15 protein-coding genes are annotated in these 16755 nt (G+C 58.3%); 8 read left to right on the top strand and 7 right to left on the bottom strand.

The window, feature by feature from the left end; translation table 11 throughout:
• Nucleotides 1-159: 159 nt before the first annotated feature.
• On the bottom strand, nt 160-1656 hold the full coding sequence (locus ACQZ5N_RS13180; RefSeq protein ID WP_003524451.1) for a CoA-acylating methylmalonate-semialdehyde dehydrogenase: 1497 nt from the start codon (nt 1654-1656) through the stop codon (nt 160-162).
• A 106-nt stretch (nt 1657-1762) separates the two neighbouring features.
• Here ACQZ5N_RS13180 and ACQZ5N_RS13175 point away from each other — a divergent pair, with 106 nt between their 5' ends.
• The 7 genes from ACQZ5N_RS13175 to pncB all read left to right on the top strand — a co-directional run bounded on the left by ACQZ5N_RS13175 (nt 1763) and on the right by pncB (nt 8631).
• Nucleotides 1763-2644, top strand: coding sequence for a LysR family transcriptional regulator (locus ACQZ5N_RS13175; protein WP_077984612.1), 882 nt, complete (start codon nt 1763-1765; stop codon nt 2642-2644).
• 123 nt (nt 2645-2767) lie between these two features.
• Nucleotides 2768-3685, top strand: coding sequence for a DMT family transporter (locus ACQZ5N_RS13170; protein ID WP_031233695.1), 918 nt, complete (start codon nt 2768-2770; stop codon nt 3683-3685).
• A gap of 291 nt (nt 3686-3976) precedes the next feature.
• Nucleotides 3977-5083: a DUF475 domain-containing protein gene (locus ACQZ5N_RS13165; protein ID WP_080818286.1), complete on the top strand. Its 1107-nt coding sequence runs from the start codon at nt 3977-3979 to the stop codon at nt 5081-5083.
• A 363-nt stretch (nt 5084-5446) separates the two neighbouring features.
• Complete coding sequence (locus tag ACQZ5N_RS13160) at nt 5447-5791, top strand: MarR family winged helix-turn-helix transcriptional regulator (protein ID WP_003524457.1); 345 nt, start codon at nt 5447-5449, stop codon at nt 5789-5791.
• Between the two features lie 18 nt (nt 5792-5809).
• Nucleotides 5810-6661 carry a C40 family peptidase gene (locus ACQZ5N_RS13155; protein ID WP_142780019.1) on the top strand — a complete coding sequence of 284 codons (852 nt, stop codon included), beginning with the start codon at nt 5810-5812 and terminating at the stop codon, nt 6659-6661.
• A 95-nt stretch (nt 6662-6756) separates the two neighbouring features.
• Complete coding sequence (locus ACQZ5N_RS13150; RefSeq protein ID WP_448733127.1) at nt 6757-7116, top strand: hypothetical protein; 360 nt, start codon at nt 6757-6759, stop codon at nt 7114-7116.
• Nucleotides 7117-7326: 210 nt separating this feature from the next.
• Nucleotides 7327-8631, top strand: a complete 1305-nt coding sequence (pncB, locus tag ACQZ5N_RS13145; RefSeq protein ID WP_065654709.1) for a nicotinate phosphoribosyltransferase — start codon at nt 7327-7329, stop codon at nt 8629-8631.
• 110 nt (nt 8632-8741) lie between these two features.
• Here pncB and ACQZ5N_RS13140 read toward each other — a convergent pair whose 3' ends face one another.
• Nucleotides 8742-10136 (bottom strand): leucyl aminopeptidase family protein, encoded by a 1395-nt coding sequence (locus ACQZ5N_RS13140; RefSeq protein WP_035264577.1) that lies wholly within the window; start codon nt 10134-10136, stop codon nt 8742-8744.
• A gap of 256 nt (nt 10137-10392) precedes the next feature.
• Here ACQZ5N_RS13140 and ACQZ5N_RS13135 point away from each other — a divergent pair, with 256 nt between their 5' ends.
• Nucleotides 10393-11103 (top strand): tetratricopeptide repeat protein, encoded by a 711-nt coding sequence (locus tag ACQZ5N_RS13135; protein ID WP_196378238.1) that lies wholly within the window; start codon nt 10393-10395, stop codon nt 11101-11103.
• Nucleotides 11104-11177: 74 nt separating this feature from the next.
• Here ACQZ5N_RS13135 and ACQZ5N_RS13130 read toward each other — a convergent pair whose 3' ends face one another.
• The 5 genes from ACQZ5N_RS13130 to ACQZ5N_RS13110 are packed head-to-tail and all read right to left on the bottom strand — an operon-like array spanning nt 11178 to nt 16709.
• Nucleotides 11178-12164, bottom strand: a complete 987-nt coding sequence (locus ACQZ5N_RS13130; RefSeq protein WP_020810200.1) for a type II secretion system F family protein — start codon at nt 12162-12164, stop codon at nt 11178-11180.
• Between the two features lie 8 nt (nt 12165-12172).
• The gene (locus ACQZ5N_RS13125) at nt 12173-13177 is read right to left on the bottom strand and encodes a type II secretion system F family protein (protein ID WP_448733126.1); all 1005 of its coding nucleotides are present in this window, start codon (nt 13175-13177) and stop codon (nt 12173-12175) included.
• A gap of 15 nt (nt 13178-13192) precedes the next feature.
• Entirely contained in the window at nt 13193-14665 is a 1473-nt protein-coding gene (locus ACQZ5N_RS13120; RefSeq protein WP_448733125.1) for a CpaF family protein, read from the bottom strand.
• A gap of 33 nt (nt 14666-14698) precedes the next feature.
• Nucleotides 14699-15982, bottom strand: a complete 1284-nt coding sequence (locus ACQZ5N_RS13115) for a CtpF protein (RefSeq protein ID WP_448733124.1) — start codon at nt 15980-15982, stop codon at nt 14699-14701.
• A 34-nt stretch (nt 15983-16016) separates the two neighbouring features.
• Entirely contained in the window at nt 16017-16709 is a 693-nt protein-coding gene (locus ACQZ5N_RS13110; RefSeq protein ID WP_448733123.1) for a CpaD family pilus assembly protein, read from the bottom strand.
• Nucleotides 16710-16755: the final 46 nt, after the last annotated feature.

The raw sequence follows: 16755 nt of genomic DNA, 5'->3' as shown, positions 1-16755 counted from the left end.
TTGGCAGCGTCCCCACGCCGCACGGTTCTCTTACGCCATAACAGCTTTAAGTGGAAATATTTTGAAGGAAAAAACTTGATTTTTTAAGTTATCTTTTAATCGAAAAAGCCCCGCCGTGAAAACAGCGAGGCTCTTTGTAATGTAGAGGGCTCTGCCCGCTTACTTCATTGTCGGCATCACGAATTCAGCGCCCGACTTGATACCTGACGGCCAGCGCGAGGTGATCGTCTTGGTCTTCGTCCAGAACTTGATCGAATCCGTCCCGTGCTGGTTGAGGTCGCCGAAGCTCGAAGCTTTCCAGCCGCCGAAGGAGTGATAGGCAAGCGGAACCGGGATCGGAACGTTGACGCCGATCATGCCGATATTGACGCGGCTTGCGAAGTCGCGGGCGGCGTCGCCGTCGCGGGTATAGATCGCGACGCCGTTGCCATATTCATGCTTCATCGGCAGTTCCAGCGCGTCTTCGTAATTCTTGGCGCGAACGACGGAGAGAACGGGTCCGAAGATTTCCGTCTTGTAGATGTCCATGTCAGGGGTCACGTGGTCGAACAGGCAGCCGCCGACGAAATAGCCGTCTTCATAGCCCTGCAGCTTGAAGTCGCGGCCATCGACCAGAAGCTTCGCACCCTGTGCGACGCCGCTGTCGATCAGGCCCTTGACGCGCGTCTGCGCTTCCTTGGTGACGAGCGGGCCCATATCGGCCTTGTCGTCGGTATAGGGTCCGATTCTCAGGCTTTCGATCTGCGGAATGAGCTTTTCGACGAGACGGTTTGCCGTCTCCTCACCAACCGGAACCGCAACGGAAACAGCCATGCAGCGCTCGCCTGCCGAACCGTAACCTGCGCCCATCAACGCGTTTACCGCCTGGTCGAGATCGGCATCCGGCATGATGATCATGTGGTTCTTCGCACCGCCGAAGCACTGCGCGCGCTTGCCGTTCATGGCGGCCGTGCCATAGACGTAACGGGCGATCGGCGTTGAGCCGACGAAGGAGACCGCGCCGATATCGGGATCGGTCAGGATGGCGTCGACGGCGCCCTTGTCACCGTTGACGACGTTCAGGATGCCGGCCGGAAGACCGGCTTCGATCATCAGTTCGGCAAGACGGATCGGCAGCGACGGGTCGCGCTCGGAAGGCTTGAGGATGAAGGCGTTGCCGCAGGCGATTGCCGGGGCGAACATCCACATCGGGATCATGCCGGGGAAGTTGAACGGGGTGATACCCGCGCCGATGCCAACCGGCTGGCGGATCGAGTACATGTCGATGGCTGGGCCTGCACCCTCGGTGAATTCGCCCTTCTGCAGATGCGGAATGCCGCAGACGAATTCGCAGACTTCAAGGCCGCGCACGATATCGCCCTTGGAATCTTCAACGGTCTTGCCATGCTCGCTGGAGAGCAGCACCGCCAGCTCGTTCATGTCGCGGTTCAGAAGTTCGACAAACTTGAAGAAAACGCGGGCGCGACGCTGCGGGTTGGTAGCGGCCCATTTCGGCTGCGCAGCCTTGGCGCTCTCCACGGCGGCGCGCAGTTCGGCGTCGCTTGCAAGCGCGACAGTTGCCTGAACTTCGCCGGTGGCCGGGTTGTAGACATTCGATGTGCGGCCGCTGGTGCCCGGCACATGCTTGCCGTTAATGAAATGACCGATTTCCTTCATGGGTTTTCCTCCAGAATGTGATGGCGCAGCATTACCTTTCGATTTGCACAAATCAATCGCCTGAAATAAGCATCCATTGTGCAAAAATAGACATAAGGAGGGTGCCATGAACTGGGATGATGTGCGTTTGTTTCTAAGCGTGGCGCGAAGCGGCCAGTTTCTTTCGGCGGCCAGAAAGCTTGGCGTCAACCATGCCACCCTCAGCCGGCGCATTTCCGCACTGGAAGCGGCCATCGGCACGCAGCTCTTCCTGCGGAGCACCAATGGCTGCGAGCTGACCGAAGAGGGGCAGCGCCTTCTTGCCGGGGCCGAGCGCATGGAAACCGAAATGCTGAATGCCCAGGCAAATCTCGGCCGCGTCGATACGGCGGTGGCGGGAACGGTGCGCATCGGCGCGCCGGATGGTCTCGGCGTTTCCTTCCTCGCGCCGCGGCTCGGCCGGTTGACGGCGCGTTATCCCGATCTGAAAATCCAGCTCGTGCCGGTGCCGCGCTCTTTCTCCCTGTCGCAGCGTGAGGCCGATATAGCCATCACCATCGAAAGGCCGGAGCAGGGCAGGCTGATGTTTTCGAAGCTCACCGATTATTCGCTGGGCCTCTATGCCTCGGCGGATTATCTGGCCGATTATGGAACGCCTGATGATGTCGAGGCGCTGAAGCGCCACCGGCGGATCGGCTACGTAGAGGACCTGATCTTTTCGCCTTCACTGAACTTTACCGGTGAGATCATGCGCGACTGGGACGCCGCCTTCGAAATCTCCAGCGCCACCGGGCAGACCGAGGCGGTGCGTTCCGGTGCGGGTATCGGCATCCTGCATAATTACATCGCCGGGCAATATCCCGAACTGCTGCGTATCATGCCGCAACTCACCATCAGCCGGTCCTACTGGACGGCCTATCACGAATCCGCCCGTCAACTGGTCCGCGTCCGCACGGTGGTCGATTTTCTTCAGGAACTCGTAGCCGAAGAACGGCGAATCTTCACCTGACATCCCACATGTCGATATTATTAGTACTATTAATTGTTCGGGCCCGGCCGTTCGGGGCTTGACAAAGGATGGCTGGCTGGACGACCAATGCAGCCATTGGGAGAGATCGGAACTGACATGTCTATGATACGTAAGCTTTCGCCGACTGGCCTCGGCGTGGCCGTCATGCTGCTTGGAATGCTGCTTTTCGCACTGAACGACGCCATGGGGAAATGGCTCGTAGCCACCTATAGCCAGGGTCAGGTGATCCTCATTCGCAGCGCGGCGGCGCTTATTATCCTCGTTCCGATCGTCTGGCGTGCCGGCCTCTCTGGCCTTGTCAGAATTGAGCGTCCCGGCCTTCAGTTTGCGCGCGTCTTCTTCTCCACCGCAGAGCTTTTCTGTTTCTATTTCGCGGTCGCGGCCCTGCCGCTCGCCGATGTCATGACCTATTGGCTGGCCGCCCCAATCTATGTGGCGGCGCTCTCGCCGTTTCTGCTCGGAGAAAAAGTGGGCTGGCGTCGCTGGACGGCCATCGCCATCGGTTTTGTCGGCGTTCTCATTGCGCTCAAGCCCAGTTCGGCAAGCCTCACCTCCGCCGCACTCTTTTCCATCCTCGGCAGTGCCGCTTTCGCTTTCATGATGTTATCCGGCCGCCAGCTGCGCAATACGCCGGATACGGTGCTTGCCTTCTGGCAGATCATCGGTGCAGCGCTTGCGGGCATTGTCGCGGTATTCCTCACGCCATCGGGATGGCTGCCGGTTCAGTCCAGTTTCGATCTGGCATTCCTCGGCCTGCTCGGCGTCGTCGCCATGACGGCGCATGTGCTGGTCAACCGCGCGCTTAAACTCGCCGATGCCGCAACCGTCGCGCCGCTGCAATATACGCTGCTGCTCTGGGCGGTGATTTTCGGCTGGCTGTTCTTCGGCGATGTGCCGCAGACGAGTATCGTCGTCGGCGCGGGCCTGATCGTTCTTTCCGGCCTTTATATCTTCTTCCGCGAAAATACTCTCAAACGCCGCCGCGAAACCGCTGAAGGACTGGCTGTGGAGCAGGTTTGATCTTTCTCAGGGCCTTGATCACGATCACGGGACTTGACGAAGGCGTGATCTTCGGGGAGTAAGAAAGAGCCCTGCGATGATTTGTCTCGCAACGGCAGAGGAAACAAAGGTGCCGGGCCCCTCTGGCGAGAGTTTTACGGCGCTCTCGCGATGTCGGTACCGCCTGCAAAAATTGGCCGGCGGATTAAAAACTATGAAAAACCTGAATGTGCTTCGCGCGCGTGCTTTCTGCGTGCGGCCTGACGCCCTGCGTCGGTCCGTGAACGCCCTCGTTATGGGAGGCGACCGGACATGAGCGCTGCCCAGAAAAACACGCTTACCTACTTCAAGTGGGCTTTTATCGTCACCGTGGTCGGTTTGATCCTCGGCGGTTATCTCGGTTGGGAAATGACCGGAACGGTGGGCGGCACGGCGACGATCTTCTTTATCTGCGTCGTGCTGGCGGTGCTGGAAATCTCACTTTCCTTCGACAACGCCATCGTCAACGCCAACAAGCTGAAGGATATGACACCGGTCTGGCAGCACCGCTTCCTGACCTGGGGTATCCTGATTGCTGTTTTCGGCATGCGTATCGTCTTCCCGCTGCTCATCGTGGTCGTCGCGGCCAATGTCGGCCCGTGGACGGCGATTGTCATGGCGGCCACGCAGCCGGAACGTTATGCGGAAATCATGCGTGACGCCCATCTGCCGATTGCGGCTTTCGGCGGCACCTTCCTGATGATGGTCGGTCTCAACTTCTTCTTCGACCATGAAAAAGACGTGCACTGGGTGCGCTGGATCGAGGAAAAGGCTGCAACCTATTCCTCCGTCAAGGGCATCGAGATTGCCTTCGTGCTGGTCGTCATGCTGATCTTTTCCCGCATTATCGGTGCTAGCGACAATCCGGAACTTGGCCCGGTCGCGGCCAACACCTTCTTCCATTCGGCGATCTGGGGTCTTTTGACCTTCCTGCTGGTGGAAGTCGTCGGTGGTATTCTCGACCGCAGCCAGGAAATGCTGGAAGGCGCGGCGAAAGGCGGCTTCGGTGCGTTTCTTTATCTCGAAGTGCTGGATGCCAGCTTCTCCTTCGACGGTGTTATCGGCGCTTTCGCGCTGACGCAGAACCTCTTCATCATCGCCATCGGTCTTGGCATCGGCGCCATGTATGTGCGTTCGATGACCATCATGCTGGTCGAGAAGGGAACCCTGGCCGAATATCGCTATCTGGAGCACGGCGCCTTTTATGCAATCCTCATCCTGTCCGTCATCATGTACGTGCAGACCATGGTGCATATTCCGGAGGTCATCACGGGCCTTGGCGGCGCGGGCCTGATCGGCATCTCGCTCTGGTCGTCGATCCGCTATAACCGGCGACAGAATGCCGATGCGGTCGATGCCGCGCGCGGCGCAGAGATCTGATCCGCAATTACTCATGCCTTCCGCTGTCGCGGCGGAAGGCAGTTTTTAAGCATTGAATTATTTTTTGCCTGTTTTTGTTGCTGTTTATCCTTTGCGAAAAATTTCGCCACAAGGCGGAATTTTTGCCTTAAGTTGCTGTTTTTACGCGTATTTGTGCGCTGCATCAAAACTGGCACGCTTCCTGCATCTCATTCTGCAAGTCCAGAGGGGACACTATGGCTCGAAAACGGGTCAACAAATACCGCCGCGCCGCGCGATCTTTCTGATCTGCGCCGTGCGGCGGTTCTGTTTGTGCGGGATGGTTCTTGAGTTTTCCGTTCGGTTGAATGAAAACGATAAGACAACGACTGGAAGGGTCACGGTTTGCCTGCACAATTGTCGCCCACGGAGGCCCTGGGTCTCTGGCATCGTGTATCCACGGCGCAGGTCATTGACGATCAGCCGGATTTGACCTTGCGTCAAACCGCCATCCTGCTGCAGATTTATCTCGTGCCGCCGCCGCACACCGTGCGGGGTCTCGCCGCTATGCTGGGTGTGACCAAACCGGTTATTACCCGCGCCCTCGACAGTCTGGGTGCTCTTGGATTGGTCGATCGGGTTCGGGATGAGCGGGACAAGCGCAATGTCGTGATAAAACGCACCGTGGCCGGTGCGCTTTATCTGGAAAAATTCGGCGATCTGATTATTGATCAGGCGCGCAAGATCTAACCTCTGGATGTGAAACCCATGATGCTCGACCGCCGCCTGAATGTCTTCCGCTCCGATCTCGCCGATGAAAAGCTGCAGGGCGTGGTGCAGGCCGAACGTTTTGTCAGCGGCTCGCCTGCGCAGATCGCGGTGCCGGTTGTTGGCCTGCGGCCGACGCCGGACCTTGCCGCCGGCATCGATACCGAGCTGCTGTCTGGCGAAACCATCCGTGTTTTCGACAGGGCGAACGGCTGGGCATGGGTGCAGGCGGATGCGGATGGTTATGCCGGCTATGTGCCGGAAACGGCGATTGGCGATGTCGTTGTCGCCACCCATCGGGTGATTGCACCGCGCACTTTTCTCTATCCAGCCGCTGAATTGCGCAAACCGCCGGTCGCAGCGCTGTCCATGGGCAGTCTCATTCGCATCGTCGGTGAGGCGGAGACACGCGGCACCCGTTACCTGCTGACCGAAAAGGGCGAAGGCATCATCGCCGCCCATTGCCGCGCCGTCGATGCGGCGCTTGAGGAAGATTATGTCGCGGTGGCGCTGCGCTTTATCGAGACCCCCTATCTCTGGGGCGGCCGCTCCGGCTTCGGCATCGATTGTTCCGGCCTCGTGCAGCTTTCCATGGCCATGACGGGTCGGCGGGTTCTGCGCGATACCGACATGCAGGTGAAGTCGCTCGGCGTGGAAATAGAGCGGGATGAATTGCGCCGCGGCGATCTCGTCTTCTGGAAGGGCCATGTCGGCCTCATGGAAAACGAGGAAACACTGCTGCATGCCAATGGCCATACGATGAATGTCGCACGCGAAAATCTCGATGCGGCCATCGAGCGCATCGGCTGGCTTTACGAAAAGCCGACGGCTTTCCGCCGCCTGGAAGACTGAAAAGGCGGCTTTCACGAAATTGTGCCTGTGCGGCCCTTTGTGCGAGAGCCGCCGACAGCCTACATCGGTTGGATAATGGTACGGAACCGGCATCGATGAAGACAAGAACGGCGACACGATTGGCAGCGATCTTTGCGGCGGTTTTGCTGAGCGCGTCGGCGCAGGCGCAGACTGTTTTCCAGAATGGTTTTGTCCCCGCGCCGGATGCCTATGCAAACCTGCCCGGCGTCAAGGATCCACGCACGCTGCAACCAAAGGTCCGTTACAACTGCCACAGCGCACTTGGCTCGACCGGATATTCGCGCGGCTCCTACCGGAATGTTTTCGGCAGCCGTGGACTTCCCGTTCAGGGTTACCGTTGCACCGATGAAAACGGAATTTCCAGCTTCGGCGGCAGAAATCCAGTTTCCAAGGACTGGTATCCCGGCATAAACCCCGTAGACCCGACCTTCTGAGGCGGCATCGCTCCAGCAGCGGACCGAAAACCCCATTGCGCTCTTCGGAAAATCGATGCGTGAGCGGTGGCGGCGGGCATTTGCCTGGCCGGTGCTCTGGACTTGTTGTCGCTTTTTCAGATAAATCTTCCGCATGACAGGTTGATACCTGCCGGGGTGCGGAGTGACATCGGCTATTCTGACCTTTGGCCGATATTGGGGAATGCGAGTATGACGAAGACCGATATAGCCACGCGTGTCCATAATCATACCTGGAAACTCGACCCTATCGTCCGCAGCCTGATCGATACGGATTTCTACAAGCTGTTGATGTTGCAGATGATCTGGAAGCTCTATCCGGAAGTCGATGCGACGTTTTCGCTGATCAATCGTACGAAGACGGTGCGGCTGGCGGAAGAAATCGACGAGATGGAGCTGCGCGAACAGCTCGATCATGCACGCACCCTGCGTCTTTCCAAGAAGGAAAACATCTGGCTTGCGGGTAACACGTTTTACGGCCGCTCGCAGATTTTCGAGCCGGAATTCCTCTCCTGGCTGTCGAGCTATCAATTGCCGGAATATGAGCTTTTCAAGCGCGACGGGCAATATGAGCTGAATTTTCATGGCCGCTGGATGGATACGACGCTCTGGGAAATCCCGGCGCTCGCCATCATCAACGAGTTGCGCTCGCGCAGCGCCATGCGCTCGCTCGGTTATTTCACGCTCGATGTGCTCTATGCCAGGGCAAAGGCCAAGATGTGGGAGAAGGTCGAGCGGCTGCGGGAACTGCCGGGCCTGCGCATTTCCGATTTCGGCACCCGCCGCCGCCACAGCTTCCTTTGGCAACGCTGGTGCGTCGAAGCGCTGAAGGAAGGCATCGGGCCTGCCTTTACCGGTACGAGTAACGTTCTGCTCGCCATGGATTCCGATCTCGAAGCCGTTGGCACGAACGCGCATGAACTGCCGATGGTGGTCGCGGCGCTGGCGCAGACGGATGAGGAGCTGGCTGCAGCACCCTATCAGGTTCTGAAGGACTGGAACCGGCTTTATGGCGGCAACCTGCTGATCGTGCTGCCGGACGCCTTCGGCACGGCGGCTTTCCTGCGCAATGCGCCGGAATGGGTGGCAGACTGGACGGGTTTCCGTCCCGACAGTGCGCCGCCGATCGAAGGTGGCGAAAAGATCATCGAGTGGTGGCAGAAGATGGGCCGCGATCCGCGCAAGAAGATGTTGATCTTCTCCGACGGTCTCGATGTCGACGCCATCATCGACACCTACAGGCACTTCGAAGGCCGGGTTCGTATGAGCTTCGGCTGGGGCACCAACCTCACCAATGATTTTGCCGGTTGCGCGCCAAAAACCATCGCCAGCCTCAAGCCGATTTCCATTGTCTGCAAGGTGAGCGACGCCAATGGCCGGCCGGCCGTGAAGCTCTCGGACAATCCGCAAAAGGCCACCGGCGACCCGGCCGAAGTGGAGCGTTACCTGAAGTTCTTCGGCGAAGAGGACCACAAGGAGCAGAAAGTTCTGGTTTAAAGCTTTTCCAGGAAAAGTGGAGCCCCGTTTTCCGCCCGGAAATGCTCTAAATTGAGAACGGGCGCTCCGGTTGAGGAAGCGCCCGTGGAAGCCTGCACCGATTCAGCAGATTACTTCGCGAACTGGTGTGCGATGTAATGGAAGAGTGCGCGGATACCCTGCGCTTCCCCGCCGATCGATGAGTGATGCCTCTCGCTCAGAGACCAGCCGTAAATATCGAAATGCGCCCAGCGCCTGGTATTGGTGACGAAACGCTTCAGGAACAGGGCGGCGGTGATCGATCCGCCCATGCCGCCCGAAGGCGCGTTGGTGATATCGGCTGCGCGTGAGCGGATATCCTTGTCGTAGCCCATATAGAGCGGCATGCGCCACAGCGGATCGTCCGTATCGATGCTGGCTTCCGCGATATCATGCGCCAGATCCTCGTCATCGGTGTAGAATGGCGGCAGATCCGGGCCGAGCGCGACGCGTGCGGCACCCGTCAGCGTCGCCATGTCGATCATCAGGTCCGGCGCATCTTCGTCCGCATAGGCCAGCGCATCCGCCAGAACAAGACGGCCTTCGGCGTCGGTATTGTCGATCTGCACCGTCAGCCCCTTGCGGCTGCGGTAGATATCGCCAGGGCGGAAGGCATTGGAGGAGATGGAGTTTTCGACCGCGGGCACGAGAACGCGAAGATCGACCGGCAGCTTCGCATCCATGATCATCAGCGCAAGGCCGAGCACATTGGCCGCACCTCCCATATCCTTCTTCATCAGCGCCATGGAAGCGGCGGGTTTGATATCGAGGCCGCCTGTATCGAAGCAGACACCCTTGCCGACGAGGGTGAGGCGCGGATTGCCCTTCTTGCCCCAGTTCATCTCCAGAAGCCGCGGCGCGCTTTCGCTGGCCCGGCCGACAGCATGGATCAGGGGTAAGTTTTCCTTGAGCAGATCGTCACCGGTGGTGACCTTCACCTTCGCCTTGTAATGGGCGGCAAGCGCGCGGAAGGCAATCTCAAGCTCATCCGGTCCCATATCATTGGCCGGAACATTGATGAGGTCGCGCGCAAGGAAAACGCCGGCCAGAACGCGCTTGATCTCGCCGTCTTCCGCGTCCTGCGGAATAAGGAGCTTTGCCCCGTTCGTCTTGGTGGTCTTGTATTTGTCGAAGCGGTAGCTGCCGAGACCGAAACCGAGAGCGAGGCGATTGGCCGTCAGTGGTGCGGTCTCGATGTGCCACTCGCCTTCCGGCAGCTCACGGGCGAGTTTCCCGGTGATGAAGGGGATTTCCGAGGGATTGCCGCCGAGGCCGAGAAGCACGCCGCCCAGCGAACCATCGGCGGAAGGAACGAGGAGGATGGCGCCTGCCTCCGCCTTGAACCCCGCCTTCTTCGCCCAGTCCAGAGCGACAGGATCGATGGCGCCCTGTTCGATATGGGCCGGCGTGACGGCGAAAACCGGCAATGTGCTGCCGGCCTTGGAGCTGAAAGGGGTTGGGCGTTCGATGAACTGATAGGGCGCCATTGTATGCTTCCGTAAATGTCGAGAATCGGTGTGATTAACGCTCTGTTAGGGTTAACAGATTATTGCTTAAGCGAAAGTTGCGTCATGTGAGTCTGTCGTGTGTCGGGCGCAAGATTGATCATTCTTGGGCGGGGGCGCTGCCATGACTGCATTTTCTTTGGGCGAGACAGGCCGGACAGGGTTGCTGCGCGGAGCATGTCTTGCCGCATTGGTTCTTGCGGTTTCAGGATGCGCGGGCACCAACAAGCCCGATCGCATGTCCACCGGCTCCATTCCCGCCGCCACACGCTCCTATGATCACATGAACATGGAGCAGCTTCGGCAGGCGGAGGAGAGCGCCGGCAAAGCCTATGAACGCAGTCCCAAGGATAAATCGATCGGCATGAATTATGCCAGCGTGCTGATGATGACCGGCAAGAACACACAGGCTCTCGCCGTCATGCAGCAGATCGCCATCGCCAATCCAGCCGACCGCGATGTCCTTGCCGCCTATGGCAAATCGCAGGCCGCCGCCGGTCAGCTGGAGCAGGCGCTTTCGACCATCCAGCGGGCGCAGACGCCGGACCGGCCCGACTGGCGGCTTTATTCCGCCGAGGGCGCCGTGCTCGATCAGCTTGGACGCTCGAACGAGGCGCGTTCCCGCTACAGGCAGGCGCTTGACCTGAAGCCGAACGATCCGAGCGTATTGTCCAACCTCGGCATGTCCTATGTCCTGTCGAGCGATCCGCGCACTGCCGAAACATATCTGCAATCCGCCATCGCCCAGCCGGGCGCCGATAGCCGCGTTCGCCAGAACCTCGCGCTCGTGGTCGGTCTACAGGGCCGCTTTGCCGAAGCCGAGCGCATCGCGGTTCAGGAACTCTCGCCACAGCAGGCGCAGGCAAACCTCACCTATCTGCGTGCCATGCTTTCGCAGCAGAACTCCTGGCAGCAACTGGCGAAAAAGGACGGCAAGCCGGCCGGCTGATACGCTTTTGCAGGCATAGAAGGGTTGCGCCCTCATCGAACGATTTCTTGTTCCGCTTCTGCGCGTTTCCGTCGTTAGAACGTGTCGGCGACACGAATGCCGGCAGGCCCGAGAATAACGGCGATGAGAACCGGCAGGAAGAACACTATCATCGGTACAGTCAGTTTGGGCGGCAGCGCTGCGGCCTTTTTCTCAGCTTCATTCATTCGCTCGTCTCGACCTTCCTGCGCGAGAACGCGCAGAGCCTGTGCGAGCGGCGTGCCATATCGTTCCGCCTGGATGAGGGCCTGCACCACGCTTTTGACACCGTCCAGTTGGGTGCGCATACCAAAATTCTCAAGCGCGACACGCCTGTCCTGAAGGAAGGACAATTCCGCTGTCGTCAGGATCATTTCTTCCGCGAGTTCAGGCGACTGTTCGCCCATCTCTTCCGCCACGCGGCGCATAGCCGCTTCCATCGACACACCGGATTCGATGCAGATCAGCATCAGATCAAGTGCATCTGGCCAAGCCCGCTTGATCGAGGCCTGTCGCTTGGTCATGCGGTTAGAAACATAGATATTGGGAGCATAAAAGCCGATATAGCCGAAAAGAAGAACGGCCATCAGTCGAATGAAGAAGGCTTTATCCGCAAGGTTTCCAAGAACGAAAATCCAAGTGAATGCTACGGCCAGAAAAATGAACGGCAATATGAATCGGGCAGCAAGAAATGTATTAAGCGCATTTTGCGAACGAAAACCGGCTGCACGCAGCTTGTTCATTGTGTTCTTGTCGGCGAGCGCTTCCTGGAGATTGAATTTTTCGACGATTCGCCGTGCGGACTTGTTGTTGTTGCCACGCAGGGAGGCCTTGCCGTCTCTGGTTGCAGTTGCCAGACGCTCGCGCTCGCGGCTGCGAATAAGTTCCCGCTCCGACGATACGGCTTTCATGCGCTTGGCAAAGTCTTTTCGTTCGAAGAAAGGCGTAATGAGCGTATAAAGGGTGGCGAAAACTGCCACTGTTACGAGAATCGCAATGATAGTTTGCGGATTCGTCAGGTCTGAAAGGAGATTTCCCGTCATCGGTGACCTCAAATATCGAAATTGATCATTTGGCGCATGATGAAAATTCCGATGAGCATCCATAGTCCGGATGCACCCAGAATGATGTGCCCGCGCATATCCGTGAAGAGGACTGCAAGATAGTCGGGCGATGTGAAGTGCACCAGCAGCATCACAATGAAAGGCAATGCGCCGATAATGACGGCCGACGCTTTTGCCTCCATCGACAGAGCGTTCACTTTGGCGCGCATTTTCTTTCGGTCACGCAATACCTTCGAAAGGTTGGATAAAGCCTCCGAAAGATTGCCGCCTGCCTGTGCCTGGATATTGATGACGGTGCTGAAGAAGCTGACTTCGAAAAGCGGCATGGTCAGCATCATGCGTTCTATCCCTTGGGGAATCCCGATACCAACCTGCTGCGCGTCTACGACCCGTTGAAACTCTGTTTTCACCGGCTCCTGACCATCCGACGCGATCAGTCGCACGGCGTCATTCAGCGGCAATCCGGATTTGATCGAGCGGCACATGACATCCAGCGCATTGGGAAACTCCTCAAGGAATTTTTTCTGCCGGCGCTTGAGGATAAACGCCAATACCCAACGGGGCAGCCCTAAAGCTACCACTGCGCCTATGAGCAGGGCGGTTATTAATGATAGATCATATAGAAGTGCGATGAGAGTGGCGAAAGCCGAAGCACCTGCGCTCAGGAGATGAAACTGCCGAACGGAGATTGTCAGCCCAGCCTGCACCAGTTTATCGCGCAGGCTGACATTCTTCGCTTTTTTCGCCTTTTCATTTTGTTTCTTTTCCATATCCCGCAGGCTGTCCTGCATGGATTTGCGACGCTTGCTGAGTTCCTGGACGCGATCGCGTGCGGCTTTGATATTTACGTGATCCGTCTCTGCGGCCTGCACCCGCTTGAAACGGCTCGTGGTCTTTTTCTCGACCTCTATCTGCTGGAAAAGAAAGACGTAGGCGAGTGCTCCTGCCGAGATGGCGACAAGTACGGCCAGTAACACTATTGTCGGGTCCATGGCAGTCGCTTTCCCTTAGGATGTCTTTTCCATCTCATCGAGCGCGGCCGCCAGGCGTTTCTCTTCACCATAATAGCGTGCACGATCCCAGAAATTGGGCTTGCTGATGCCGGTCGATATGTGTCTGCCGATCAGCTTGCCGTTCGCATCTTCGCCTTCGATTTCGTATCGCATCAGATCCTGGGTGACGATGACATCGCCTTCCATGCCGATCACTTCCGTAATCTGCGTTATCCGGCGCGAGCCGTCACGCAGACGCGCCGCCTGAATGACGACATCGATCGATCCCGAAATGATTTCACGCACGGTCTTGGCCGGCAGGGTGAAGCCGCCCATGGCGATCATCGATTCGATACGGCTGAGGCATTCGCGTGGCGTATTGGCGTGAAGTGTTCCCATCGAACCGTCGTGACCGGTGTTCATGGCCTGGAGAAGGTCGAAAACTTCCGGTCCGCGCACTTCGCCGACGATGATGCGTTCGGGCCGCATGCGAAGGCAGTTCTTGACCAGATCCCGCATGGTGATCTCGCCTTCCCCTTCGATATTGGGCGGACGCGTTTCGAGCCTCACCACATGCGGTTGCTGCAGCTGCAGTTCGGCGGTGTCTTCGCAGGTGATGACACGTTCATCCCTGTCGATGAAACTTGTCAGGCAGTTGAGAAGCGTCGTCTTACCCGAGCCGGTGCCGCCCGAAATGACGACATTGCAGCGGACGCGACCGATAATCTTGAGCAATGTCGCGCCTTCGGGCGTAATCGCTCCGAAACGTACGAGCTGGTCGAGTGTCAGCTTGTCCTTCTTGAATTTTCGGATCGTCAGCGCCGGACCGTCGATGGCAAGCGGCGGAGCGATGACGTTGACGCGCGATCCATCCGGCAGGCGTGCGTCGCATATCGGGCTCGACTCATCCACGCGTCGGCCGACCTGGCTGACGATGCGCTGGCAGATGGAAAGCAACTGCGCATTGTCACGAAAGCGGATATCGGATTCGATGGTCTTGCCGCCGACTTCGATGAAGGTCTGGCCGGAACCGTTGACCATGATATCGGCAATGTCGTCGCGTGCGAGAAGCGGCTCCAGTGGCCCGTAACCAAGAACGTCGTTGCAGATATCTTCGAGCAGCTCTTCCTGCTCGGCGATCGACATGGCGAAATTCTTGATCGTGATAATGTCGTTGACGATATCGCGAATTTCCTCGCGCGCACTTTCCGCGTCGAGCTTGGCGAGCTGCGATAGGTCGATCGTATCGATAAGTGCGGAAAATACCTGGCTCTTGGTGTTGTAGTAATCTTCCGTGCGGGCACGTTTTCTCTGCGCGGGCGGGGTGTTTGCAGTTGCCTGACGCATTGCCGGTGATTGGCCGGGTTCAAGAGTGTCAATTGCAGCAGAACGAGGTTCAGGCGCCGCCGTCACCTGCATGGGCGCAGGTGCAGCAAGATCCGGCTTCGTGCTTCTGGCTGGGCCTTCAGGCCCGCGTTTTCCGAACATCGGCGTTTCCGTCTAAGGACGCAGGCAGAAGGCCTACTTGCGCTTGAGAATATTCTTCAGTTTTTCCAGACCGCCGCGCCTGCTTTTGCGCAGCACGGTACGGCCTGTGATGGTATGGGCGATTTGCGAAAAGGTTTCCGCCGTCTGGGATTTTTCATCCATCTCGCTGATCATGCGTCCGCTATTGGCGGCATTTCCGAACAACTGTGCGTCGAATGGGATGATCGCGATCGGCTCGATTTCCAGCGGCTCAAGGAAATCCACCGGCGCGATTTCCGGGCGCTTGGGCATGCCGACCTGATTGAGAACGAGATGCGGCAATTTATCGTTGGGTCTCAGCTTGATCAGTGCGTCGAAGAGGTTCTTCGTATTGCGCAGATTTGCCAGATCGGGAACCGCCGTTATGACCACCTCATCGGCTTCCGCAAGGACTGCCCGCGTCCAGTCGCACCACTGGTGTGGAAGATCGAGAACCGCAACCGGGGCACTACGCTGCAAAACCTCGAGGATCGGTAGAAAGGCCTGACGATCGAGATCATAGGTTCTGTCGAGAAGAGACGGCGCTGCCAAAAGCGACAGATGATCGGAACATTTTGTCAAGAGACGGTCGAGAAATACCTCGTCCAGTCGCTCCGGCGAAAAGACCGCTTCAGCCATGCCCTGGGCAGGGTCCTGATCGAAATCGATATTCGCCGTTCCATAGGCAAGGTCCATATCCGCCAGAATGGTTTCCGTGGAGAAAAGACTCGAAATGCCGAAGGCGCAATTATGCGCGATGGTGGACGAGCCTACGCCGCCCTTGGCGCCAATGAAGGCGATGTTGCGGCCCAGCGGCTCCGCTTCCGGATCGACGAAGATCGCGGCGATCGAAGCCAGGAGGTCGGCCATATTGACCGGGGCGACGAGATATTCGGAAATGCCATTGCGGATGAGATCGCGATAGAGCGTTATATCGTTGTGTCGGCCGACGATGATGACACGCGTGGAGGGATCGCAAACCTCCGCCAAAGGCGCGAGATCGTCCAGCAGCGAGGCGGGTGAGCTTGCCGTTTCGAGAATGATGAGATTGGGCGTGGGCGACGTCGAAAACATCGTGGCTGCCGCATTGATATCGCCCTTGGTCACCCGCAAGGTGACCTTGCTCATGCGCCGGTCGCTGGACAATGCGTCCATGACGCCTTGCATATTGTCGCTGACGCAGAAAGCGTGAACGGAAATGCGGGGCAGGGGCCGCAGGTGGTCCATATCCGAAGCGCGCACGGGCGGCTCGGCTTCTGTGCCGCCGCTTGGCTTGATATCATATTCTACAGCGCTCATCGTCGTTCCTGCCGTGACAAATGTTGGGTCTGCATCAATCTGTTGTTGCGGTCGAAGTCTTGCCGCGATAGGTGTCGATGACGACCGCACGGCGCTCGGCATCGATCGGGCTCATGCCGCGCGGGCCGACCAGATCCATGGGATTGGCAATCTGCGCCGCGAGATTGCTTTGGGAAGCGCACCCGAAATTGTACCAGTTCTTGTTGGCGAAGGTATTATCCGAAAGATCCTCGGGCCATTGGCCGCACTGGCCAGTCATGGCGGTAACGGCGACATAGCTCAGGCGGATGGGGGAGGCGTCGCCATTCTGGGAAGCGGCATAACGCGTCTCCATGATCTTGCCCGGCGCCACACCCGCGCCGGAAAGCGTCGAGCGAATCTGTTTCGCCATTCGCGATGCGGCCGCCGAATTGGCCGATCCCGACGGGGTCTGAATATTGATGATCCCGGTCGACATAGACGCATAATTCTGGGCAAAACCGCGAACATTATCCGCCATCGCTGTGGTCAGCCGGCTGTCGCTGGCCGAGACCGGAATATCCAGCGAATGCTCCGCTTCCGATAGGGTAATCGGGTGGCGTGTGCGATAATCGTCAGGAATGGCGTTGGTGGTCATCGGATCGCGTGCGCAGCCCTGCAAAAGGCCGGCGGCAAGCGCGGCAACGACGACGAGGCCGGTCCGTCTTCCGGAAAGGTAGGGGGAAAAGGAGGAATAGGGTTCCTTCATGACGCTTCCTGCCCTGACCGGGCTTGCTTTGAAGAGGGGATTTTGT

It is taken from the genome of Agrobacterium sp. 22-221-1 (genome assembly GCF_053522445.1).
This window is presented reverse-complemented; position numbering and strand designations above follow the sequence as displayed.